A 24,565-nucleotide genomic window follows, 5' to 3' on the forward strand; every position below is an offset into this window, starting at 1 on the left:
AAAACACAAAAAACCCTCATCCATCTTGGGACGAGAGTTGAACTCACGCGGTACCACCCAGGTTCCCCCGCCTTTCACAAGCTCGGGGCTCAGTAAGTCTATGACGACTTGCCCATTAACGCTGGGACACGAAGCCAGCTTACTCCTATGTCTTCACAAGCACTAGGCAGCTCGAAGGCTTATTCTCCCGGACCATCTTCCAAACCTGCTCCTATACCGGCTTTCACCTAACCCGGCTCTCTGTTATAGGCATCCGTCTGTACTTATCCGTTCATCGAAACCATATAATAACATCTTTAGCCAAATATATCGAAAAGAAGCGTACCATGTCAAGCAGACTGATCATTCTGAGTTAATTTTTCCGCTCTTGCCGGCACATGATCCACCCCGCCCGGATGAAAAGGGTGACATTTGCATATCCTTTTGACAGATAGCCACGAACCCTTCAGCGCTCCGTGAACCTCAATAGCCTCCAACGCATATTGAGAGCACGTTGGGTAGAAACGGCAAGTCGGTGGCTTCAAAGGTGAAATAAACTTTCGATAAAAATGAATAGGGACTTGTAGAGTCTTTTTCATTAGGACCGTTTCTCCCTTAGTTCAAAGTAATCAGAAAATACTATCTCTCCATCATGCCTGAAAAAGGCGATACGGTCAATTCAGAACTATCCTTAGCCTGGTATTTGGTAACACTTAAAAAAACTCCGATATAAATGTATGGAAGTAAATAACTTAACCCATTTGCCAAAAAAAGGCCGGTGACCAGCGCTGCCAGTACATAGCGACGCTGTCATCCTTCGAAACGTAAGTTTAGCATTCATTCTCAACAACTTAGATTCCAAAAAAGAGCTTAAACTCACAGCTTGATCTAAATCACTCGAACGTTTATCTTGCATATCGGTGACATGAACTCTGGGTTTACCGATAGCTATCAACCAATTTTCTTCCGTAACAAAGGCAAAGTTAATTTTCTTCAATAGTAATTGTGCGCTTCTATAATTAATTTTAAGCATTTGTGAAAGTGAGCTTGCTGTATAAATCTTATCCGTCTGAATTAACAATTGAATCGCTTGAAACCAATGGAGCAACGAAAGCTTTGATTTATGCATGATTGTCCCTGCCGTTAAAGAAACTTGCATTCTGCAGTCCTTACATTCCAACAAACGACGAGTCCGAATATAGAAAGCTTGATGATGATCACAACGGGGACAACAGAAACCCTGGGCCCAGCGAAACTTCAACAAGTAATCCTCGCACTGCTTTTCCGTATCAAAGGAATACAATTCTAACCCCGAATTCATAGTATCCATGGTATCACTCCTCCAATACGGAACGTTTGTTCTTGTTTTATTATAACAAATTTTGTTAATTGTGTAAAGTGTTTTTCCTTCCTCCTCCCCCTATACCACTTCAAATCTACTATTCTGTGATACATACAAAAGAGCAACGATTCAACTCAACCTTAACTACACCACACGCATTTAATAGAATCTATGCCTTAGACGAATTGCCCCTGCTATTTTGTATATATCACAGAAAAGGGTGTTTGAAGCATAGGAACAGCATACTAAGAAAAACCCAGTTTTGAAGTCGGAATTCGAAGAAACACACTATCAAATACTACAACTAACCATTATATACTCAGTCTGGAGTTGGCATTAATCGAGATAATAATGAGTGCCGAGGGTGCAGTCCGGAGTCGCGGAAGTTTGGGGAGTTTGGGGGTGCGGGGTGCGGGGTGCGGGGTGCGGGGTGCGGGTACGGGTGCGGGTACGGGTACGGGTACGGGTACGGGTACGGGTACGGGTGACGGGTGACGGGTGACGGGGTGACGGGTGACGGGTGACGGGTGACGGGTGACGGGTGACGGGTGACGGGTGACGGGTGACGGGTGACGGGTGACGAGTGACGGGTGTGTGAGTGCGGGTGACGGTGCGCGGGTGCGGGTGCGGGGTGCGGGTGCGGGTGCGGGGTGCGGGGTGCGGGGTGCGGGTGCGGGGTGCGGGGTGCGGGGTGCGGGGTGCGGGGTGCGGGGTGCGGGGGTGCGGGGTGCGGGGTGCGGGGTGCGGGGTGCGGGGTGCGGGGTGACAGGTGCGGGTGCGGGGTGACGGGTGACGGGTGCGGGGTGACAACGGGGTGACGGGTGCGGGTGCGGGGTGACGGGTGCAATTCGGAGGTGCAGTCCGGAGTCTCGGGAGTTGGGGGTGTGGTTGAACCGCGTAGCGCAATAATGAAAAAGCCTCTGCCGATTTGGCAGAGGGGGCGGATTACTTTTCCAGGATCATTACTGCTTTGGGGGGCAGTGTGGCGGTGACTTCTACTGGCTGGCCTGATATTAAATCGGTGCCCTTAAAGGAACCAAGTTCGATGCTGGTCGGGTGGTCATTATGATTTAGGATAAACAGAAAGGAATGATTGTCCTTCGTTGTTCTTGTTGAGACTTCTACTCCGGGAACAGGTGGAATGGGCGATGTGATGCCTTTATCCTTGCAGAGATTAGCAAGCAAGCCTTGTAAGAAGGCGGGTTCAGGGCTGGAAGCTACGTACCAAGCTTGTCCTGATCCAAATTTATTCACGGTGAGGACAGGCATACCTTGATAGAACTCGTGGGCATAGACGGCTTTGACTTCTGCTCCTTCAGCGTGGATCAAGTCGCATAGCAGTCCGCATTGATACTCACCTTTTAAGGCGCCGAAAGGCTCATTTAGAACGATTTGATTGTGCTGGTCCGCGAAGAGAGCGTCAATTTCTTCTGCCCAAATGCCAAGTACATTGCGCAATTCTCCTGGGTATCCGCCGAGGGTGACGATATCATTTTCGTTGACGATGCCGCTGAAGAATGTTGTAAGAAAGGTCCCACCTGCTTGAACGTAATCTTCAATCCGCTGAGCATAACCTTTTTTGACCATATACATAACAGGTGCTATGACGATGTCATAGTTTGAAAGTTCATCTTCGGTGCTAATGAGATCAGCTTGAATGTTTTGCTGAAATAAGGCGTCATAGTATTTATGAACTTCATCAACATATTTGAGAGCAACGGTGGGTCCGCTTGATAGTTCTACAGCCCAGCGGTTTTCCCAGTCGTAGACGATGCCTACTCGCGCATTGATTCTAGTGTCCAGTAGTTTATCTGATATTGATTGCAGTTCTGAGCCTAGTTCTGCGCACTCGCGGAACACTCTGGTATGTTCATGTCCTACGTGTTCGATCACGGCGCCGTGGTATTTTTCGCAGGCCCCTACGGACCGGCGCAACTGGAAAAACAATATGGTATCTGCGCCATGGGCAACAGCTTGGTAACTCCAGAGTTTCATAACTCCCGGACGTTTAAGTGAGTTATACGGTTGCCAATTTTGTTGACTTGGCGTTTGCTCCATGAGCATAAAGGGCTGGCCGCCTTTCAAACCGCGCATCAGATCGTGAGTCATCGCTGTTAAGCTGACTGGCGTGTTGAAAGATGGATAGTTGTCCCAGGAGATAACATCCAAATATTTGGCCCATTTGAAATAGTCTAATTCTTTATAAAGCCCCATTAAATTCGTCGTAATTGGCAGCTCTGGTGTATGTTTTTTGATAGCGTTGTATTCCAGCTTATAGCAATCTAGCAGGCTATCCGACATGAATCTGCGATAATCCAAAGAGATTCCTTGGAAGGTTGATCTATCTTCAATCCGTTCTTCTGAAAGGGCGTTGGGAGGAACGATTTCCGCCCAATCATAAAAGGTGTGTCCCCAAAAACGTGTATTCCACACTTTATTAAGATGATCCAGTGTTGTATAACGTGCTTGCAGCCAATTGCGGAACCCTTCCGCGCATTGATCGCAATAACAGTAACCTCCATACTCGTTTGAAATATGCCAGATTAGGAGGGCAGGATGATTCTTGTAGCGTTCTGCTAATCTCTCAGCGATTCGCTCTGAATATTTGCGATAAGTCGGGCTATTCGGGCACGAATTGTGTCTTGATCCGAATTTACGCTTACGACCCTCGAAATCCACCCGCAGTATATCTGGATATTTCCGTGCCATCCACGCGGGATGGGCTCCCGTGCTCGTCGCTAAACATACATAAGTCCCATTAGCATGCAAACGATCAATAATGTCATCCAACCATGTAAAGTCGTAGGTGTCTTCATTGGGTTGTGATAATGCCCAAGAGAAAACATTGACGGTTGCGACGTCAATGCCGGCGATTTTGAACATTCGCAAATCCTCGTTCATGACTTCTGCATCCCATTGCTCGGGGTTATAATCCCCGCCATACCAGATTTTCGGCAACTTCTCATTGATCATGGATCGCACCTCAGCCTTTTTGTTATATAAGAATAAGTACATTGTATTGGTTTCTTAGCCATCTTAAAATATAATATTCTTGCAATCTTATATAATAAAATGGAACAGGAATGAGAGCTATGCATAAGCGATTTGAATTAACTCCATCAACAGCGCAACCGTTTCCATTATTTATAGGAAGTATTGGTCATCATGAAGAACAGGAGAAGATGATACGACCACAGGGATTGCCCTTTTTCCATTGGCTGCAAACTCATTCAGGTGAAGGCGAATTTACGCTAGGCGAAAAGAAATACCGCTTAACAAAAGGATCGGGAGTTTTACTACTGCCTGGTACTCCTCATGCCTACAGCGCGCTATCCGAATTCTGGTGCACGCAATATGTCACATTCGGTGGAAACTGCGTTGAAACTATTTTAAGCACGATGGATTTATTGGTATCGGCTGTTTTCAGATGGGACGAGGAAGGTCCATTGCAGTTAGAACTGGCTCGAATATTAGGAAAATTGGATTCAGATATGGAGTATTCTGACTATGACGCTTCAGCAGACTTGTATTATTTCTTCATACAATTAAAAAGACATGGTCAAATGAATAATCGAATTTCAATTCGAAATCAAATGCTTCATTTGCAGCCGCTGCTGGATTGGCTGGAAGCTGACTATGGGAATCCAGATATCGGCCTTGAACAGATGGCTGCTGTTCTTGCAAAGACACCTCGACATTTAAATACACAGTTTCAGCATGCATTTGGACTCTCTCCCTATGCGTACTTAATTATGCTGCGACTTCGCAAATCAAAAGAGATGTTAATAAGTCAAAGAGAGAAAACGATAACTGATATCGCTGTATGTGTGGGGTTTCGCGATACTAGTCACTTTGTGGCAAGTTTTCGCAAACAAATCGGGCTTACACCGGAACGATTTAGACAGATGAATTAATAATGGTATATAATAATAATATAGTTACTATTTTTTCTTTAAAGGAGATTGAATCAATTGATTATAGAAATTTTCCAGGATATTGTTTGTCCTTGGTGTCGGATTGGCAAAAAGAATTTAATGGATGCATTGGCTACTTTTACAGCTGAGCCTGTAGAAATTCATTATCGAGCTTACCAGTTAGATCCTTCAACACCTGCAGATGGCTTGCCATTCCGAGAAAGCATGATGAAAAAAATGCGTGCGGATGAAGATCGTTTGAAAGGGATGTTCCAGCAGGTTACGGATGCAGGCAAAGCGGCAGGCTTGCATTTCGATTTTGATAAAGTGCTGAAGTCACCAAATACGTTAAGAGCACATCAACTCCTCGCTATTTCTCCACTAGAGATTAAAAAGGATCTTGTTGATAGCATGTTTCAAGCTTACCTTGAAGATGGAAAAGATGTTGGCGATGTAGAAGTCTTGCTTGATCTCGCCGAACAGTTAGGTCAAAACAGAGAGCAGTTGTCCTTGTCGCTACAAGCTAAGGATGGGCTGGAATCCGTGGAGGATGACATTGAATTTGCAAGTCAAGCTGGTGTTACAGGCGTTCCCTTCTTCGTCATCAACCACAAATATGCGCTTACCGGCGCACAGCCTGCCGCAACTTTCTCACAAGTTTTACAACAGATTAGCGAGGAAAAATCCTAAAACAAAAACCGGCTTGCTCTTAGAATTTAAGAGAAGCCGGTTTTTATTTTTAGGATTTAAACTCAAAATTCCTGGCTATATAAAGCACCGGTGTCGATGCGATTGAAATAACAAATTTAATTCCGTATGTGGTTAAGAAAATTTGCAGCCAAACATTCCAATCATAGACGCCTGCAAAAGCAATGGTGCAAAAGACGAAGGAATCAACCAGTTGACTGATACCTGTTGATCCATTATTGCGAATCCAGAGCTGGTTGCGTGCGGAGAAAACCTTTTTCAAATACGTGTAAATTCTTACGTCCAGGAATTGGCTAATGAGATACGCTGTCAAGCTACCCAGTGCTATTCGCGGCAAAAGACCAAAGATCGTTTCTAACGAAGATTGCCCAATATCACTTTCCTGAGGTGTGAACTTCATCGCCATTTGCATAATGATGATCGTCATGATCAAGGTGAAGAATCCAAACCAGACGGCCTTTTTGGCTTCCTTTTCACCGTATTTCTCATTCAGCAGATCAGTCGTTAAATAAATAGTGCCATACATGGTGTTGCCAAGTGTCATAACCAACCCAAACATATCAATGGTTTTGACGACTTGGATGTTTGCCAGAACGGTTGCCACCCCGACCCACGCATACAACCCCTGTTTCCCGAACATCCGGTAACAGATAAGAAACAATACGAAATTAACAAGGACGAATCCTACGCCCCATACAAAATTAAACATGCTATTCCCCCTAGTTTTGATAACGCGGGAAGTTCACGAACCGCGGCTTTGCTTTGCAAAGCGATGTTGATTATAGCATGAAGCGGTTAGGTTGTGGCAACTTTTTTTCCAAAAACCTTTTTTGGCATCTTTCATCTTTCCTGCAGATATATGATAATGAACGAATGGAACAGCATATCTAGAACAGGAGCCCACGAATGTCTACTTTTTTGCAAGCATTAAAGCATCTGCCTTCTCGCATTTTGATTGTTGTTTTGCCGTTTCTCTTAATGGGTCTAGTCGAATATTTGGAAAGAGGATCTTATGTTGAGCTTCACAGATGGGTATTGAGCCACCCGCTATCGATGGTTCTTGCTTATTTTGTCGTGGGAACTTTGTATTTATTTCTCATAGCTGCAACTGGCCGTTACCGACTATCATTCTGGCTGCTTTGTATCGTATTGCTTCCATTAGCTGCAATAAGCGGCAGTAAATTAAAAGCGATCGGTGCCCCTTACTATCCTTGGGACCTGTTTTTCAATAATCAAATCGTGGAGTACAGGGCGTTTTTAAAAGGATTTTTATCGATTAACATTATGGGAACTATACTGGCGTTTTTATTGATCGTTGCTCTGTTGTTCTATTTGACGCCAATTCTAAAAAAACGCATCGCATTTACTTGGATTGAACGGGGTATGTACGGGGTTATTGCAATTGTTTTGGCAATTAGTCTTTATATGGACAAGCCTATTCCTTTCATGAATCTATATGGGATATATACCGTTCCTTGGGATCAAACGATTACCTATGACGAGAATGGGTACCTCTATTCATCAGTCAAAATGTTAGGTTTTCTGAATGTATCCAAACCAGCTGGCTACAGTAAAAAAGCTATTAATTCCATTCTAGCTCAGATTCCAGAAAACAAAGTTGCCAGTGATAAAAAGCCAAATATCATTGTCATGTTGGGAGAATCTTTTATGGATCCGACACAAATGAGTACTATTACTTTTAGCCGTGATCCTATTCCAAATCTGCACAAACTGCAAAAAACATTTACTAGCGGCTACATGCTGTCACCGCAGTTCGGCGGCAGTACAGCCAATGTAGAGTTTGAGGTATTGTCCGGTAATTCCATGCGCTTTTTCGGTCAATCTCCCGATAAAATATTGCCATATATTCAATACATGAACCACGGTGTGGACTCGTTAGCCAGTATTGCAACAAGGCAAGGATATACGGCTACGTCAATCAATCCGTTCTTCAGTTATTTTTTTGATAGCAGAAAGGTATATAAGCATTTCGGCTTCTCGCGTTTTATCGCAAGCGAATTTTTCCCCAATGATTTTGAAGGGCCTAATTATGCCGATCGGGCTGTTGTGAAAAAAATTATCGAGGAAACTGAGAAAAGTTCAGGGCCTGATTTTGTTTTTGCGAATACCATGGAAAATCATCATCCGTATAAGCCAGGGAAATTCGCTCAAAACACGATTGCTGTTACCGGAAATATTTCTTCGGAATCCAAAGGTATTCTGGAAACGTATGCTCAGGGAATTTCGGGTACTGACAAAGCGCTGCAAACTCTTGTAGACTACTATTCCAAAAAAGATGAACCAACGATTATTCTTTTTTTCGGAGATCATTTCCCATTCTTTGAAAACGACTATAAGGTGTACAGAGATGCCAAATATGTGCTTCCTAACGATCCTGATTTATATACAAAAACGCATTACACGCCATTTCTTATCTGGAACAATTTCCTGCCAGCCGATCAAGAGAAACGGGATCTCAAGTTGAGTCCTGCCTTCCTCGGCCCCAAGTTACTTCATATGGCTGGCATCCAAGGAAGTTATTATACAGACTATCTCTACGGATTATCTCAAAAAATACCGGTCATCCCGCCAAGTGAAATGTGGGCTTCTTATGGAATTAAAGAATCCGATCTTGCAAATTATGAGTTGCTGCAATATGACAACTTGTTCGGCAGCCGCTATGGGTATGAAGCCAAAGGATTCAAAGATACCATTGTCCAGCCTGCCTATATCCTAGGTTACGGCGATCCTGTTATAACGAAAGTGTTGCTCAGCGAACATACGCTTAAGGTAACTGGAACACCTTTCTATTCCTCATGCAACGTCTATATTGACGGACAATCCTTCAAATCAAATTTTGACGGTGAGGATACGCTCTATGTTGACTTATCCGATACGGCTAATCCTCTTCTAGAAGCTGACAAAACCCATCAAGTTGAGGTTCGCATCTATGATGATAAAAAAATGAAGATTGGGCAATCCAACTTTTACCCGCTTCCTGCGTCATGACAAAACCCCCTTAGGAATAGGATGAAAATATATCCTGTTTCCTAAGGGGGTTTTTGCTATCCGCTATCGCACGCCGCCTGCGCATGTGCACTTTTTTGAGTCCAAAACCTCAGATGAATTGGATCATCATCACTTAATAAGGGTTTATACATTCAGCGTGAACGGGACCGCTTATGATTGTCATGTTCATCAATATCAAGGCATCACAGGTATTCGCTACGGTCACTATCATAATTTCTATGGGATCACAGGCCCGGCGATCGCTCTTCAAGATGGAACTCACTTCCATTTGCTTGATGGCATTGTTGAATTGAATGCGTATAACACGTCCCGCTCAGGCGCACTGGTTCTATCTGCGAAGAATGACGGTTTGATCCGTGAACTGCATCAACATAGCTATAGTGGCTACTCTTCTATTGGCATGAGTTATGAGCCATGGTAAGACTCAATTCGGATCGACCACTCAAACGAGAAGGTTTCACCCGCTGATAACCCTTGCGCGCCAGATAATTGTGGTTTAAACGGCTCATTGAAAACATTCATGATACTCGTATAGGGTTCAAGTGAAACCGCCTCTGTCCAAGGTGCTGTAAAAAGGACATGAATGGGAAACTTGTCTCCCATATTGAATACAAGCTTCGTTGCTCTCGCTTCATAATGAAGCTCGCAAGTTTGCGGCCCTGACTCGACACTTAGCATCTGCGATCCGCCAGGATAACTCGGCAGCTCTGTAACGAGCGTGCCTTGCTTCAGCGCGGCTGTCAGCGTCGACGGAGTCGGTTCCCCTGCCGCGTAGCCGTCCTCGCTCAGCGGCCATTCTGCCGCTGCGGGGATGACGACCCGCACGCGGCTGGCTTCGCCCTCCGCGAAAGCGAAGTACGGGTGAAATCCAAGCGAGAGCGGCATTGTGCTGCCGCTGCGGTTGGCGATTTCACCGCTGAGCGACAACGTGCCGTCCTTCAGACGGTACGTGAAGCGAAAACATGCGGCGTGCGGCCAGTACGCCAGCACATCCGGGTGCTCCGCGAAGTCAAACTCCGCGGAAACATAAGCCCCGCCAGCCGCATCCGCGCCGCTGGCTACAACCTTCCACGGCCGCTCGCGCAGCTCGCCGTGGGCATGATCGGGCTCCCGATTCGCGGGGAGCCGGTATTCGCGGCCTTCGAAGGGGAAGGCCGCTTGCTTGACGCGCCCCGGCGGGAACAGAATGGGCACGCCGTAGCGCGAAGACTTGACGCGAAGCTCAGCCACGCTGGCCGGCTTCGCGATGTAGGACTGGTTCCGCACATCGAAGCGGAACAGATGCAGTCCGATGGCCGGGATAATCTCGGCCTCGGCCCCAGCAGCATGGTCGACGAGGCGAAGCGTCGACTCCCCTTCCCACTCACTTGTTATTATTTCATATGGATTCATCATTATGAAACCTCCTTAGTTCGTATGGATAGAACCTGATCGTCTGCGATAAAATCGGACGATTGCCGTGATGCCCACAAGCAGCACACCCGTCGTAACGATACTGCCTTCGGCCCCAAAAGATCCTCCTGAAATCAGAAAATCAGTCGGCGAATACGTCATTTTCAATGTGAATAACGATGGCATTGGCGTGCCCGAAACCTGAAAGCCGAACACACAACCCTGCAAATAATTCCAGGATAGGTGCATGCCTATCGGCATCCATAACCCTCCGGAATATTCCCGGCTTAAACCGAACAGCAAGCCCGCTAACAGCAAATTGATGAGCGGAATTGGCGTGTCCCACATCCCAGGATTAAAGCTATGCATCAAAGCAAAGACGAGTGTCGAAACGGCAACGGCAACCCTCGTCCCGAATCGCGCTTTCACGATCCCCTGCAAGTAGCCGCGAGCAAATAGCTCTTCATTGATCGCAACGCCAATAAATAATAGGAAACCTCCTGCCAATTCAAATCCTAGCGAAGACGACCACGGATTGCGGTGGAACAGGATGTAGCCTAGCAACCAGATCAAACAGGTGCTCGCAGAAATTAATACTGCCCCTGTCAACAGGCCCTCACCAAACCTACGGCTAATCTTGGTGCTTCGTAAGCCAAGCGGCCATCCTTTACGACGCTCAAAGATCGCATAAGAGATGAGAACGCCACTAATAAAGCCTATTATTTGAGCCCATAAAGCCGCCTTCACAAAGAAGTCATCATTGGCCACATCAGCCATGCCAAGCTCTTGACCAGGGTGTCGAAGAATGACAATAACTGCTACTGCAATTGATAATATCACGGTTATGACAACAATGAAAATAAGGGTTACAAGTATTTTCCCAATCATTTTAAGGATAGATACCGCTGTAGACTTCTTCCCTGCGATGAGAACCAACTCCCTTCTCACCACTTATTCGCGAGAAATCGCCTATATCCTTCCATCTTCACTGGAAAGGATGCTCTTGTGCAAATGGTAGAGCCATGCCACAATAGAAGAAATAATCTCGCAACCGTCGGAGGACTCATGCTTTTCGTATTATTCGCATTATGGCTTATCGCACTCGGACTGGTCATTGTTGATCCTAGATCCAGTACGATGCGTTGGATGAGCGCCGTTGTTTTTACGGGAGGATTCGGCGCTTTAGCTGCCGTGTTATCAGAGTCCTTCATCCCCTACATCCAACAAACGGTGCCTAATCCGTCAATCAGTTCATTACTGTACCATTTCATGGGGATCTGTTCGTTGATTTCATACTACGGCTTGCCGTATTCATTTGCCATGCTTTCCTTGAAATATAATGCACCCTGGCAAAGCGCAGCTATGCGGACCTGGCTTCCCTTCGCGCTGCTTGTCCCTGTCTTGGCTTGCTTGCTTTTCACACCTGCCTATACGGAAGAAATGCCCATTGCTTTCCCTATCGTAGCTGTTTGGGCCTTCCCTTATATCCTAGTTGGAACCATCCTGATCATCTTAAAAAAAGAAAGGCTGCCTGCCTCAAAACGCACGCACTTTTACACCTGCTTGGCCCTGCTGCCACCGATTATGTGCGTTGGCGTGCTGAACTACGTGATGCCCAGCTTTGGCTTTTATCGGATGTGGGTCTATCACGTTTGGATTTTGGCTTTCATGGTCCCGTTCTTCGTCTACATTTTTTTCAAATATGGCTTTCTCGGCATGAGGCTTCTCATTGAGCGCCGCAAGCTGGATTCCACACTCCGCGCCATCACCTCGGGCACCGCCATTTTAAATCACGCCATTAAGAATGACGTCGGTAAAATGCGGCTATTTCTCGAGAAGATGAAACAGCATGCGGAAGAAACGAACCAACCTGAGCTCATTCAGGACATAGATGTGGTGATGAATGCCTCCATCCATATCCGCGATATGATAACGCGCGTGCATGAGCAAACACAGGAGCTTCCGCTTAGGGAAACTCCTGTGCATGTGGCTGTTCTGATCCATGACGTTCTGCTGCCTCTTGGGCCTTATCTCACCAAGGTCAACGTACAGCAAAATGTCTCCGACAACCTAATCCTTCTCTTGGATCAGGTTCAAATTGCCGAAACATTAACCAATATCCTAATGAATGCGGTTGAGGCTATGCCGCAAGGCGGGACTCTAACAATCCGCGCTTTTCAAGCCAAGAAAAATCTAGTTATTGAGATCAAAGATTCCGGTATAGGTATGGAAAAAGCAGTGCTCAAGCAAGTGTTGGAGCCCTTCTATACGACCAAGAGCGGCAGTCGCAATAATTTCGGACTCGGTCTCGCCTATTGCTACAGCGTTATGAAGAAGCATGGAGGATCACTGGAACTAAGCAGTGAACTAGGGATAGGAACCAGCGTCTTTCTAACCTTCCCTAGCAATCGATTACAGACATAAGGGGGTCTCCGCTTTGGAACCAATTCGCGTTTTTATCGTTGAAGATGATTGGGATTGGCTGCGCGGTCTTAAAGCTTATCTCGATCGCCATGCCGATCTGACCGTTGTAGGCACTGTCTCTACCGCTGAGGAAGCCAGAGAATTATTTACAAGCGCTGATCCTGGCGTTGACGTCTTGTTGATGGATATTATGCTGCAGGATGAACCCGCAGGCATCGGACTTGCGGAGCAGGCAGTGCTGTCTTGGGGAGTTAAAGTCATTATGCTTACTTCCATGGAAGAAAAGGATTTCATCTTCCGCTCTTTCCAAGCTGGCGCAATCGATTATCAAATCAAATCCCGTTATGAGGAGCTCCCGGGCATTATTCGCGCCGTGCATGCTCGCCAATCCGCCATAAATGCAGCAGTTGCCGAGCAATTGCGCGAAGAATTCCGCCGACTCAAAAAGTTGGAACAACAATTCAAGGTCAAAGAAGTGAGCGACATGATTACACCAACGGAGCTTCAAGTGTTGGAGATGATCGATCAAGGACATACACAAACGGAGATTGCAAGCCGTTTCTTTATCTCCTTGCGAACGGTCAAAATTCATGTCGGTCATATTTTGAAAAAACTGGGAAGTCCAAGCAGCAAGGATGCAGCCCAGAAACTTAGGGAACTTGGGTTATTCGATAAGAAAGATTAGTGAATATCCTTCTTCTTGAAGCGTCCGCCTTTGACATCGTGGATATTGCCGACTGCCAGGAATGCCTTCGGATCGAGCTCATCCACGATGGACTTTAATTTAGCCTCTTCCAGCCGCGTAATAACACAAAAGATCACTTTCTTGTCCTCTCCTGTGAACCCGCCTTCCCCTTCGAGATAAGTCACTCCGCGTCCCAGCCTGTCTAGGATAGCTTCCCCTATTTGTCTGAAACGATCGCTGATAATCCAAACGGATTTGGACTCATCAAACCCTTCTATCGTCACGTCAATCATTTTATAAGCAATGAAATAGGCAATTAATGAATACATCGCACGGTCCCAACTGTAAACAAAGCCAGCACTGCCAAGAATGAATAAGTTGAAAAACATCACAATTTCGCCTACAGAAAAGGGCAGCTTCTTGGAAACCAGAATAGCAATAATTTCAGTCCCGTCCAGCGAGCCCCCGAACCTGATGACCATTCCTACGCCGATCCCCAGTATAATCCCTCCGAATACAGCCGCGAGCAAAGGATCATTCGTCAGCTCTTTGACCGGATGCAGCAGCGCCGTTCCAATCGACATGACCAAAATCGCGAAAAATGTCGAAAGAGCAAACGTTTTGCCAATCATTTTGTAACCGATAAACAAGAAAGGGATGTTCAAGATTGTCAAAAATATCCCGACTTGCCAATGGGTCAGATACGACAATATAATCGATATCCCGGTAATGCCTCCGTCAATAATTTTGTTGGGAACCAGGAAAATCTCCAGTCCCACGGACATTAAAGCGGCTCCTATAAACAAGAAAACACTTCTGCGCAATAGGGTGCTTTTGGTCATTCTTCGATGCTGCGTCGGCATCGCGGCTTTCTTCTGATATTGGACTTGTTCAGTGGCCAAGGCGAATCCCCTCCGTTTCATTTCTCTATCTCCCTATTTCTCGACAAACCTTGCAATTTCCTCCCTATTACAATGATTTTCAATCTCCGAATCTTATAAAAATTGTTAGATATTCTGCCATCGAATATTGCTGCCACGCATGGTATAATGTCAGTTGTCATTTACAATTTCTTAATCCTCAATAACAGGAGAATCTATGAAAAATCAACTTGATCGCTTATTGCTATTGACTAAGCAACGGTGGCCGCTAGTTTTGCTTGCTTTTATCCCAGTAGTCATTATGGAAATACTGAGCCGCGGGCATTATATAGAAACGCTCACTTGGAGTTATAAGCACGTGCTTGAGCTCCTTTTTAATGAATGGATCGTACTCAGTTTGCTGCTCCTATTCATCGCGATAATTGGACGCACACGCATTGCCTATTGGATTATTGCTGCTTTTCTGCTTATCTTAGCATTGATAAGCGGGATTAAACTTAAGATTCTCGGCGTCCCTTTGACACCATGGGACCTTGTTCTAGCCGGTGAAGCATCGGATATGGTGAAATATATTTCCAATATTTTTAGTTTCAATATTTTATTTATTTTGCTACTTTTTGTAGCCATCAGCTATTACCTCTTATACCGCACAACCTTATTTATGAAAAAAGTAGCGCTAAAAGAACGAGGAATTTTGGCTGTCATTGCTCTAGCCATGCTGGCCGCGGTCTACACGGATGCACCTCTTCCCATTCAGAAATGGCGTGGCATCCAAGCGTCCGTCTGGAACCAAGTTGAGAATACAGCAACGAATGGCTATGCATTTGCTACAGTTCTTAATACGAAATCGATGTTGAATGATAAACGTGAGGGTTATGACGACAAAGCCGTAGAAGCTATCGTCAGTCAAACCCCCAAGCCGATTAAAGCCGGAGATTCCGATACGCCGATCAAACCAAACGTGATTGTCGTGCTAAGCGAGGCCTTCTGGGATCCTACCGTAATTAAAGGGGCTACTTTTAGTAAGGATCCGATTCCCTTCTTCCATAAGCTGCAGCAGCAAGGAACGAGCGGCACTATGCTCTCCCCCCAATATGGCGGCGGCACTGCGAATGTGGAGTTTGAGGTTTTAACCGGGAATTCCATGCGATTTTTGCCGCAAGGATCTATTGCGTACAATCAGTTCATTACGAATGAAGTCGATTCCTTAGCCAGTATTTACGCAAGGCAAGGATACACATCAACAGCGATCAGCCCATTCTATAATTGGTACTTTAACAGCAATCGGATTTACAAGGATTTTGGCTTCTCGAAGTATATTCCAATTGAATATTTTAAACCCAACTATTCAGGTCCTTATATCGCGGATCACGAAGTCGCTGCCAACATTATTCATGCGACGGAACTTAGCGAAGGTCCGGATTTCATCTTTGCCAACACGATGGAAAATCACTTTCATTTCTACCCGGGCAAATTTCCCAAGAACAATTTTGACGTTTCCGGTGATATGTCAGCTTCTTCGAGAGGTATGCTGGAGACGCTGGCGCAAGGCATTAATGCTTCAGACAACATGTTGAAAGAACTAGTCGAGTACTACGAGAAGAAGAATGAGCCTACGATTATCGCTTTCTGGGGAGATCATCTTCCAGCCTTAGGCGATGATTATGCCACTTACATGGATACGAAATATATTAGCGGCAAAGACGATCCTGACTTCCTCAAAAAAATGTACAGTGTTCCGCTTGTCATTTGGAACAATTTTGACGAACGCAAGGATACATTGAATATCAGTCCTTCCTTCTTAGGTCCTTATTTGATTGAATTGTCCAAACAGCAAGGCAGCTATTATACCGATTTCTTAAGCCAGCTTTCCAAAAAAATCCCTGTCATTCCCCCCAAAGATCATTATGAGGCGATGCATATCAATGAGCAGGATCTCAAGGATTATGATACTTTGCAATATGACATTATGTTCGGTGAACGACATGCGTACAAAGACTATAAAGTACCCATTATTAATTCCAAGTATATGCTCGGATTTGGCCCGATTACACTCGATAAAGTAGAAGCGGATAGCTTAGATTTATCCGGTAAATCCAGTGTTACTTTAACCGTGAGCGGGAGTAATTTGCCGCCGCTTGGCATCGTGACCTTGAATGGCAAAAACGTTCCAACCACCTGGGAAAATGAACATCGCGTTACAGCAAAAGTCGAAGGCAACTTATTAAAATCCGGTATCTGGGACATTCAAGTCCATGTCAAGGACTCCAAAGAAACCACCGTCGGTAAATCCAACACTTTGGCTATCGAAATTGGCGGTCGCTAAGCGCTAGGCACGGACACCAAAACCCCTTCTCTCTTCACGAGAAGGGGTTTTCTACTGTTATTTCGCGGCTAAAGTTAGAGAAGACAACTGTTTGGCGCGATACAGCAAGTAGCTGATCCCAGCGAGAAAAACCATTGCCGCAACCCCCCAATAAATATGAGTGAAAGCTGAACTTAGTGGAATCGCCTTTTGCCAAGCTATACTTTTACCGCTGAGGGCAACACCAAATGCACCTCCAACGAACTGAATGAGCTGAGAGAGCCCCATACCAGCACCTATCTGCTCTTTCGGGAGAATCCGCGACATCTCATTAGATACACTTGTTGTCAGCATCGTAACGCCTAAGCTGAGTGGAATATACACGATTAAGATGGCAATCGGTGAAATCGAGCTGAAAAAACCAAACAGTACAGCACCCAGCAACATCAAGATACTTCCTATACGTAAAATAAGATGGTTGCCATATCGGTCGATCATGCGGCCAACAACATTGGATAATAAGGCGGACAGCATAGCTCCCGGGAAAATGATCAGTCCCGTATAAACAGAGCTCAAGCCAAATAATCGGCTAAGCATTAAGGGCATGAGGAACAGCGTTGCGAAGTGCGCCGCAAATGCCGCGAAAACAATAAAACTAAGCAGCATGTATGGCATATTTTTAAGTAGAGCTGGCTGAACGAAGGGTCCGCTTGCACGTTTGATGCGCATCCAGAATGCGTAGAGGAAGATGACACCGGCGGCAAGAGCGTACAAGGAATTCGTCGTCATAAACAACAGCAATCCCGTTACACCTACGCCAATGGAGAACGCTCCAGCGAAATCAAATCGCACGTTTTGAGCCTGTTCCGTAGGCAGTAAGCGGAATAAGAAGGGCAAAACGAATACAATAAGCCCTGTTATCAGGAATAATCCATTCCATCCCCAAAATTCGGTTATGACACCGCCCAGAACTGGGCCTAAACCCATCCCAAACGTTGCTGTCGAGATAATCATAGACATGGAACGGCCTCGTCTACTCATAGGTATATAGCGTGTAACGAGCATGACACCCAGAGATATACCGGAACCCGCACCGACGGCTTGCAGCACTCTTGAAGCAAATAACATAATAAAATGATGACTGAACATGCCTAATAAGGAGCCAGCGCCCAGAAAAATAATCCCTATCGTCAATAATCGGCGAATCGGCAAGTAATCAGACAGCCGGCTAAAAGTAATCGAAGATATCGCGAAAACGATGGAATATCCTGTTACGATCCATGAAGCCGTTGTTGAAGTTAAGGCGAACTGCTTCATAATTTGCGGCAAGGCAACATTGAACATCGTTGTATTCATCGTAATAAGCATTACGGCCAAACTCCAAAGTCCAAGAATAAGTCGCTCCCGAATGACTTCCTGCTCTTGTGTTGCAGCTATAGGCGAAGCATTATCAGCTGTCATAAAAATCACCTCCGTTTTATTGTTCGACAACTATCGAACAATAAAACTTTATCACATTCCTTCTCATCCCACAAGAGAACACTTCGCGCAAGACAGAAAAAAAAGAGGCTGGTCGCAAGGTTAACAACCTTTTGACAGAGCCTCTTACTTAGTTTTCCTATGAGCTTACAAAGAAATCACTTTACCAGTTGCTTCTGATTCAAATGCAGCCAGAATGACTTTTAATGCACGAAGTCCTTCTTCTCCAGAAATACGTGGCGCTTTACCTTGGACAATTGAAGTTACGAATTCATCAATCACGCCGCTGTGCGTTTGTTTATCGTTCGTTGCGATTTGTCCCACTTTGTAGCGTTCTACTGTTCCATCACGAAGTTCAACGATCACTTGATCATTCGGATCCGTATCGATTTTGATCACGCCATTTTCACACCAAAGGACGGTAGAGTTGTCTTGCCCTTTGTAGTAAGTCCAGCTTGCTACCAAAGAGCCTGTAGCGCCGCTCTTCATGCGAAGCAAGCAAGTTGCGTTGTCATCGACGTCGGTACCCTCTTTGTGAAGCGTACCAACGAATGCCGCTACTTGCGCAACTTCATCAGCCAATAACCAACGGATCAAGTCTGACTTATGAACGCCAAGATCGCCCATAGCACCCATGATCGCTTCTTCTTTGCGGAAGAACCAGCTCTCACGTCCGTCAACGCTCCAACCTTCCGGTCCAGGATGGCCGAAAGACGTACGGAATGTCAACACTTTGCCAAGTTTGCCGGATTCCAAGATTTCTTTTGCTTTCACATGTGGAGGCATCAGACGTTGGTTGTGGCCTACCATGAGGAAAACGCCATTGTTCTTGGCAGCAGCAATCATCGCTTCCGCTTCTTCTGCTGTGGATGCCATCGGCTTCTCAACAAGAACATGCGCGCCAGCATTCGCCGCGGCAATAGCTACTTCTGCATGAAGAAAGTTAGGTGTACATACACTAACTGCGTCAACTTTCTCTTGTTTCAGCATTTCTACGTAGCTGCTGTAAGCTTTCCCGCCGTGCTGTGCGGCATAGTGCTCTGCTCTTTCGATAATCGGATCTACGAAAGCAACAAGCTCAACATTGGAATTCCAAGCGTATTCCGGGATATGTCTATGTTTGGAAATGGCGCCGCATCCTACTACGGCTACTTTAATTTTGCTCATGGTATACTAATGCTCCTTAGAAATAATAATTATGATTAATTATGAACGTTCGTGTAATGTTCTTTAACCCAGTTCAAGCTATTCTCAACGCTGACAAGCGGCGCCTTCTGGCAATTGTCTTGTTCCACTACAAGCCATTCCACGCCTGCTTTCTCAGCAGCTTTAATAACGTCTTGCAAAGGAACGTCGCCTAAGCCAAGTTCCAATGTAACTAACTTGCCTTCTGCATCTTTGGTGAAATCCTTAAAGTGGACAAGCGGCAAACGCCCCGCATATTTGGCAATGTAGGCAAGTGGATCTTGACCTGCGTATTGAACCCAACAAACGTCCATCTCAACGTTGATTGCGTCTTCACCTGTTTTGGCATACATCGCATCAAAGACGAACTCATCGTTCACTTTATAATGGAATTCGAAGTCATGATTATGATACAAGAATTGCAAGCCTTGTTTTTTCGTCTCAGCAGCAAGCGCTTCGCATTCCGCGATAAGTGCTTTCCATTGTTCCGCAGAATCGCGTTCTTCAGCGCCTACATAAGGACAGATCGCATATTTAGCACCAATTGTATGCAAATAGTCGATTTCCCCTTGCAAATTATTGCGGAATCTCTCCAAGCTAATGTGGCTTCCAAATGCTTTCAAACCAAGCTCATCCAGCAATGCTTTTACTTCATTAGCAGGTCTGTCATAATAGCCTGCGAATTCAACGCCTTCATATCCTAATTTAGCAACATGACGCAGCGTCCCCTCAAAGTCATTCTTCATATCATCACGAAGTGTGTATAACTGCAAACCAATCCCTAAACGTCCCATGATATCTCCTCTTTTCACTTCATCTAATTTTAATGTTTAACACCTATGTGCATAGTATAATAGATCCTAGCCTAGGATGACCATTCACGATATAATCGAAACATCTCCTATTTGGCTATGAAAGGTGAATGACATGGATACAGAACTTTTAACCTGCGGCTACTCCTTTCATATGGAGCCATTTAATGTGAGCACCAAATCAGGGCTCAAATACTATCTTTTTCGATTACAGTCGGAAGGCACTTCCGAAGCATTGATCGATGGACACTACCAGCGCATTGAAGCTGGTCATATGCTCCTGTTTCAGCCTGGCGACCCTTATGAACTGCGAATTGAATATGACAGCAATCAGCCAGAAAGCAAAATTGCCAGTGGCGATTACTACATATTTTGTAATGGTCCTTGGATTGATGCTTGGTGGAAGCGCACACCCAAACAAACTTGTACACGGATTGACCTAGACGCCCGTTTAATTTCGCTTTGGCGGCAGTTAATTCTCGAGAAGCGCCGAATGGAAGAAGAAAATACAGAATTGAGCGGTTATTTGCTGCAAGCTTTGTGTCTTTATCTGGAACGAGCCATGACGGAGACCGTCACTTTGCAAGGACGTCCTTTCACGGGCACACGTATGAAGCGGTTTATCGAGGCACATGCCACAGTAACATTTAAGGTAGATGATGTTGCCAGCCACGTTGGTCTCAGCGTATCCCGCGCCGTTCACTTGTTCAAAGAATGCTTCGACAAAACGATGATTCAATATGCGCTTGAAGTCCGGTTGTCCAGTGCCGTAGAACGCATGCATGACAGTTCCATGTCATTGGAGCAAATTGCCTTGAGCTGCGGTTTTGGCAGCTACGCTTACTTTCATCGGGCGTTCAAGCAGCGATTCGGGCAATCACCCAAACTTTTCCGTCAAAATGGACAGTTAAAAACCGGAAATTAATAATTCACAAATTCTTCATGGAGTTAGCCATGAAGTATGAAACATTTTTGCTCTCTCAATCGTATATATCTTATAGCAGGAAAAACTTACAAATACATAGACTCAAAATGAACGGTTTTGACGAATAGTTATGGCGAATACTCAGAAAAACAACATTTTGTTTCAAAATTGTAAAACTATTTTAAGGTTAAATTAATAATCCTCCTATATGCTTATGACTATATCCAATTCCTAGGATGGTGAAAACTATGAAAATGTTCATTACGATTCACAACAAACCTGTGCCTGTCTACTCCGATGAGAAAAATAAAAAGAAATTCAACTTATTGAAATCAGCGTTAGAAGCCAAAGTGATTAAAGGTAGAGCCACCATTAAGAAATGTTTGGACTCTATCATCAGCATCGAAATCGTAGGTTGCGAGGCGATCCTGCATTCATTTAACGAACGAGACTCATTGGCACTTTCACTTTACTAACAGCGTAACTTAAAAACCTCCAACACCACTTGATCTTGTGGGTTGGAGGTTTTTTAAGTTGTTCGTTACCGATGTTCATTTAGATATAACGCGCTTGGATGACGTTAAGATGATGCTGCGCATGACCGGCTACAATATATGCTAGGGCACGCGCTGACATCGCCGAGCTGTTCGAAACGCCAAGACGCGGCCAAGCGGCTTCTTGAATCGTTGTTAACAATGTGAACGTCGCTTGCCGCACAGCTTGGAAATCACGCAAAAGATCTGCGACAGCAATGTCATCGAAGGCGGCATTCGCGATAAATACATCTTGATCAAATCCAGGGAGATTCGTCGTATCACCACGAGCAATACGCAGCATCCTGTAGCTCATTACGCGCTCTGTATCCGTGATGTGACCTAAGAGTTCCTTCAAACTCCACTTGCCCGGCGCATACCGCAGCAGCGCTTGTTCGTCTGTCATTTGGGCATATATCGCTACGATCTCATCAAGTTGACTTTGTAAAAAGGCTTGATAATCACCTTCAGGAACTTGACTAATGTAGCCTTCGAAATAAGGCGAGTATTCTTCATGATTAGGTCTCTTCAGCATAAGTTAAACATCCTCTCCTAAATAAAAATTTATGTAGATGATATTCCTATTAACAATATCATATACCATGGACAGGTAAATGAAAACGAACAAAACCCAGCCTCCGCTTAGGAAGATTGGGTTTTGTCCGTTTATATTTGATTACTGCTTACGCTCAAGCAGCCAAATTTTACTTTGGAAGTCTCCGTGAAGACCAGCAACCGGAAGACCAGCATACAGCAAATGATCACCAGGATATTCGCCTGGAATGCCTGCGATCTGGTAGTCGAACTCTGGGTTCAGCCCTTTGAGGCGCAGCGTTTTGGTCGCAGCGTTCGCTTCCGCCAGAACACGGAAATAAGCCACCATCGCTTGGGATTTATCTTCGGACACAATCATCCAAGCCGTTTCATTGCCTTCGAAGGGGCTAAGCAGACGGTACATATCGCCAAACTGAACCAACGGACGAAGCTGCTTATAATCGGCAATTTGCTTTTTGACGATTTCTTTCTCCTCGTCGGTGAACACCGTGAGATCAAGTTCATAGCCGAAGTTTCCTGACATAGCCACATCGCCGCGCATTTCCAAGGATGTATTCCGGTGTACTTGATGGTTCGGCACTGCGGAAACGTGTGCTCCCATGGAACTAATTGGGTAAACGATGCTTGTTCCATACTGAATTTTCAAGCGAGAAATCGCATCGGAATTATCGCTTGTCCACGTTTGCGGCATGTAATGCAGCATTCCTGGATCAAAGCGTCCGCCACCGCCAGAACAACTTTCGAATAAAATATGTGGAAATTCCGTTGTTAATTTCTCTAATACGCCATACAACCCCAACATGTACCGATGAGCCGTTTCGCGTTGTCTTTCCGGAGGAAGCGCTGCGGAACCAATCTCAGTCATGTTCCGGTTCATATCCCATTTGATATAAGTGATCGGAGCACTTTGGAGAATTCTGCGAATCATCGCTGTAATTTCTTCACACACGTCTGCGCGGGAGAAATCCAAAATCAACTGCTGACGCCCCTCCGTGCGGCGGCGGTCTGGCACATGCAGACACCAATCCGGGTGTTTCCGGTACAAGTCGCTGTCTGGTGAAACCATTTCAGGCTCAAACCAAAGTCCAAACTCGAGCCCAAGATCATTAACTCTTGCTACGAGATCTTCCAACCCGTTCGGCAGCTTGGTTTTATCGACAACCCAATCCCCCAATGAACTGTTGTCGCTGTCGCGCTTGCCAAACCAACCGTCATCTAGTACGAATAACTCGATGCCCAGCTCTTTGCCTGCTTTGGCGATACTTTCAATTTTGTCCGCATTAAATTGGAAATAAGTAGCTTCCCAGTTGTTCACAAGTACGGGTCTTACACGGTCGCGGAATTCTCCACGGCTGAGTCGAGTCCGATAAAGCTTGTGATAGGATCTCGACATGTTGCCGAGCCCCTCGCTGGAGTAAACCATGACAGCTTCTGGTGTTTGAAACTGTTGGCCCGACTCCAGCAGCCAACTGAAATCGAAGGAATTGATCCCCATGGAGACGCGGGCCGTTCCATAGGGTCCAACTTCCGCATGCGCAGCGAAATTGCCGCTGTATACAAGGCTGAACCCATACACATCACCATGATCCTCACCGGCATCTTTGGATAGCAGCGCCACAAAAGGATTATGCTGATGACTGCTGGAGCCGCGGCGGCTTTCCACCGTTAATGTACCCGGAGCCAGCGGTCGTCTAACGATATCGCGCTCTCTGACCCATGCGCCCGAAAGCTGCAGCAGATCGAAGTCGCCATGCTCAAAGTCAACGCTTGCACTGTATGCGCGAAGCAACTTGAGCGAAGCTGAACCTTCGTTGACAAAACGAACGGATCGCGTAATAGCTGCATGATCTTTGAAAATCGTATAAGAAAGAAACACTCTAAGTCCAATCAGCTTGTCCACTAATTCAAGTTCAAGTGTTTGAGCTTCGTCGTCACTCTCAACATAAGTAGCTGGAAGACCTTCGAGAGCAGGTTTGCCCGGAATAATTCGATGATTCTCATAGACGAGTTCAGTAATCGTAGATCCATTCGGCAGTGCGACCTGGTAAGCTGGTTCACGATAGTCGCTTGTTCCATAAGCAGGATATTCCTGGGGAAGCGTGTCAAATGTAATTTTGCGATCTTCCACAATCGGATTCGGATGAAAGGAACATCTTTCTTTATATTGAATGATTGTGCCTAGTTGGCCAGGTCTTATAGGGCGTCCCCAGTAAACATGTGCTGGATAAGCCTGATGAATGAGTTGAATCACATAACTCATCTGTTTGTTCTGTAAATGAAAGATCCCTTGTGTAGGTTCAAATGAAATTTGCATAGTTAAATCCCTCCTATCTTCTATTATCTTACCCTTGCTGGAACAAAACTATGGAGGATATGCACCTACATATGGAGAAATGTAGTTTTAATCGCTATGCTG

General features: G+C 45.5%; 21 protein-coding genes. 9 read left to right on the forward strand and 12 right to left on the reverse strand.

From position 1 onward, the window contains the following. Window positions 1-329 precede the first annotated feature (329 nt). The 3 genes from yidD to LOZ80_RS18160 form a co-directional block, all read right to left on the reverse strand. Window positions 330-578, reverse strand: a complete 249-nt coding sequence (yidD, locus tag LOZ80_RS18150) for a membrane protein insertion efficiency factor YidD (protein WP_238172634.1) — start codon at window positions 576-578, stop codon at window positions 330-332. Between the two features lie 92 nt (window positions 579-670). Further along, window positions 671-1,309 carry a transposase gene (locus LOZ80_RS18155; RefSeq protein WP_238172635.1) on the reverse strand — a complete coding sequence of 213 codons (639 nt, stop codon included), beginning with the start codon at window positions 1,307-1,309 and terminating at the stop codon, window positions 671-673. Between the two features lie 957 nt (window positions 1,310-2,266). Further along, the gene (locus LOZ80_RS18160) at window positions 2,267-4,294 is read right to left on the reverse strand and encodes a beta-galactosidase (RefSeq protein WP_238172636.1); all 2,028 of its coding nucleotides are present in this window, start codon (window positions 4,292-4,294) and stop codon (window positions 2,267-2,269) included. 119 nt (window positions 4,295-4,413) lie between these two features. On the opposite strand from LOZ80_RS18160, the gene LOZ80_RS18165 reads away from it, so the two are divergent. Together LOZ80_RS18165 and LOZ80_RS18170 are read left to right on the forward strand one after the other, a co-directional pair. Beyond that, entirely contained in the window at window positions 4,414-5,235 is an 822-nt protein-coding gene (locus tag LOZ80_RS18165; RefSeq protein ID WP_238172637.1) for an AraC family transcriptional regulator, read from the forward strand. Between the two features lie 57 nt (window positions 5,236-5,292). After that, window positions 5,293-5,925, forward strand: a complete 633-nt coding sequence (locus LOZ80_RS18170; protein ID WP_238172638.1) for a DsbA family oxidoreductase — start codon at window positions 5,293-5,295, stop codon at window positions 5,923-5,925. Window positions 5,926-5,974: 49 nt separating this feature from the next. On the opposite strand, the gene LOZ80_RS18175 is transcribed toward LOZ80_RS18170, so the two are convergent. Beyond that, window positions 5,975-6,652, reverse strand: coding sequence for a queuosine precursor transporter (locus LOZ80_RS18175; RefSeq protein ID WP_238172639.1), 678 nt, complete (start codon window positions 6,650-6,652; stop codon window positions 5,975-5,977). A gap of 197 nt (window positions 6,653-6,849) precedes the next feature. On the opposite strand from LOZ80_RS18175, the gene LOZ80_RS18180 reads away from it, so the two are divergent. Next, the gene (locus LOZ80_RS18180) at window positions 6,850-8,952 is read left to right on the forward strand and encodes an LTA synthase family protein (RefSeq protein ID WP_238172640.1); all 2,103 of its coding nucleotides are present in this window, start codon (window positions 6,850-6,852) and stop codon (window positions 8,950-8,952) included. Between the two features lie 85 nt (window positions 8,953-9,037). Beyond that, window positions 9,038-9,394: a YmaF family protein gene (locus tag LOZ80_RS18185; RefSeq protein ID WP_238172641.1), complete on the forward strand. Its 357-nt coding sequence runs from the start codon at window positions 9,038-9,040 to the stop codon at window positions 9,392-9,394. Here LOZ80_RS18185 and LOZ80_RS18190 read toward each other — a convergent pair. After that, entirely contained in the window at window positions 9,379-10,368 is a 990-nt protein-coding gene (locus tag LOZ80_RS18190; RefSeq protein ID WP_337951023.1) for an aldose 1-epimerase, read from the reverse strand. The genes LOZ80_RS18185 and LOZ80_RS18190 overlap by 16 nt on opposite strands. 12 nt (window positions 10,369-10,380) lie before the next feature. Continuing rightward, a complete protein-coding gene (locus LOZ80_RS18195) occupies window positions 10,381-11,301 on the reverse strand; it encodes a CPBP family intramembrane glutamic endopeptidase (RefSeq protein WP_238172643.1) in 921 nt (306 codons plus the stop codon). 129 nt (window positions 11,302-11,430) lie between these two features. Between LOZ80_RS18195 and LOZ80_RS18200 the strand changes: the two genes are divergently transcribed. Together LOZ80_RS18200 and LOZ80_RS18205 are read left to right on the forward strand one after the other, a co-directional pair. Continuing rightward, on the forward strand, window positions 11,431-12,789 hold the full coding sequence (locus LOZ80_RS18200) for a sensor histidine kinase (RefSeq protein ID WP_238172644.1): 1,359 nt from the start codon (window positions 11,431-11,433) through the stop codon (window positions 12,787-12,789). A gap of 13 nt (window positions 12,790-12,802) precedes the next feature. After that, on the forward strand, window positions 12,803-13,474 hold the full coding sequence (locus tag LOZ80_RS18205; protein WP_238172645.1) for a response regulator transcription factor: 672 nt from the start codon (window positions 12,803-12,805) through the stop codon (window positions 13,472-13,474). Here the strand turns inward: LOZ80_RS18205 and LOZ80_RS18210 are convergent. Next, entirely contained in the window at window positions 13,471-14,337 is an 867-nt protein-coding gene (locus LOZ80_RS18210) for a YitT family protein (RefSeq protein WP_238173029.1), read from the reverse strand. The genes LOZ80_RS18205 and LOZ80_RS18210 overlap by 4 nt on opposite strands. 235 nt (window positions 14,338-14,572) lie before the next feature. Between LOZ80_RS18210 and LOZ80_RS18215 the strand changes: the two genes are divergently transcribed. Further along, window positions 14,573-16,681 carry a sulfatase-like hydrolase/transferase gene (locus LOZ80_RS18215; RefSeq protein ID WP_238172646.1) on the forward strand — a complete coding sequence of 703 codons (2,109 nt, stop codon included), beginning with the start codon at window positions 14,573-14,575 and terminating at the stop codon, window positions 16,679-16,681. Window positions 16,682-16,738: 57 nt separating this feature from the next. Here LOZ80_RS18215 and LOZ80_RS18220 read toward each other — a convergent pair whose 3' ends face one another. From LOZ80_RS18220 to LOZ80_RS18230, 3 genes are all read right to left on the reverse strand, one after another. Further along, complete coding sequence (locus LOZ80_RS18220; RefSeq protein WP_238172647.1) at window positions 16,739-18,121, reverse strand: MFS transporter; 1,383 nt, start codon at window positions 18,119-18,121, stop codon at window positions 16,739-16,741. 165 nt (window positions 18,122-18,286) lie between these two features. Next, entirely contained in the window at window positions 18,287-19,306 is a 1,020-nt protein-coding gene (locus LOZ80_RS18225; protein ID WP_238172648.1) for a Gfo/Idh/MocA family protein, read from the reverse strand. Window positions 19,307-19,341: 35 nt separating this feature from the next. Next, a complete protein-coding gene (locus tag LOZ80_RS18230; protein WP_238172649.1) occupies window positions 19,342-20,118 on the reverse strand; it encodes a sugar phosphate isomerase/epimerase family protein in 777 nt (258 codons plus the stop codon). Between the two features lie 133 nt (window positions 20,119-20,251). Between LOZ80_RS18230 and LOZ80_RS18235 the strand changes: the two genes are divergently transcribed. Next, the gene (locus LOZ80_RS18235) at window positions 20,252-21,061 is read left to right on the forward strand and encodes an AraC family transcriptional regulator (protein ID WP_238172650.1); all 810 of its coding nucleotides are present in this window, start codon (window positions 20,252-20,254) and stop codon (window positions 21,059-21,061) included. A gap of 248 nt (window positions 21,062-21,309) precedes the next feature. Further along, window positions 21,310-21,537, forward strand: coding sequence for a 3-dehydroquinate dehydratase (locus tag LOZ80_RS18240; RefSeq protein ID WP_090822679.1), 228 nt, complete (start codon window positions 21,310-21,312; stop codon window positions 21,535-21,537). Between the two features lie 79 nt (window positions 21,538-21,616). Here the strand turns inward: LOZ80_RS18240 and LOZ80_RS18245 are convergent, their stop codons facing one another. Next, window positions 21,617-22,129 (reverse strand): DinB family protein, encoded by a 513-nt coding sequence (locus tag LOZ80_RS18245; RefSeq protein ID WP_238172651.1) that lies wholly within the window; start codon window positions 22,127-22,129, stop codon window positions 21,617-21,619. A gap of 141 nt (window positions 22,130-22,270) precedes the next feature. Beyond that, window positions 22,271-24,463, reverse strand: a complete 2,193-nt coding sequence (locus LOZ80_RS18250) for an alpha-galactosidase (protein ID WP_238172652.1) — start codon at window positions 24,461-24,463, stop codon at window positions 22,271-22,273. Window positions 24,464-24,565 lie beyond the last annotated feature (102 nt).

The sequence above is a fragment of the Paenibacillus sp. HWE-109 genome (assembly GCF_022163125.1).
In the GTDB taxonomy this organism is placed as follows: Bacteria; Bacillota; Bacilli; order Paenibacillales; family NBRC-103111; genus Paenibacillus_E.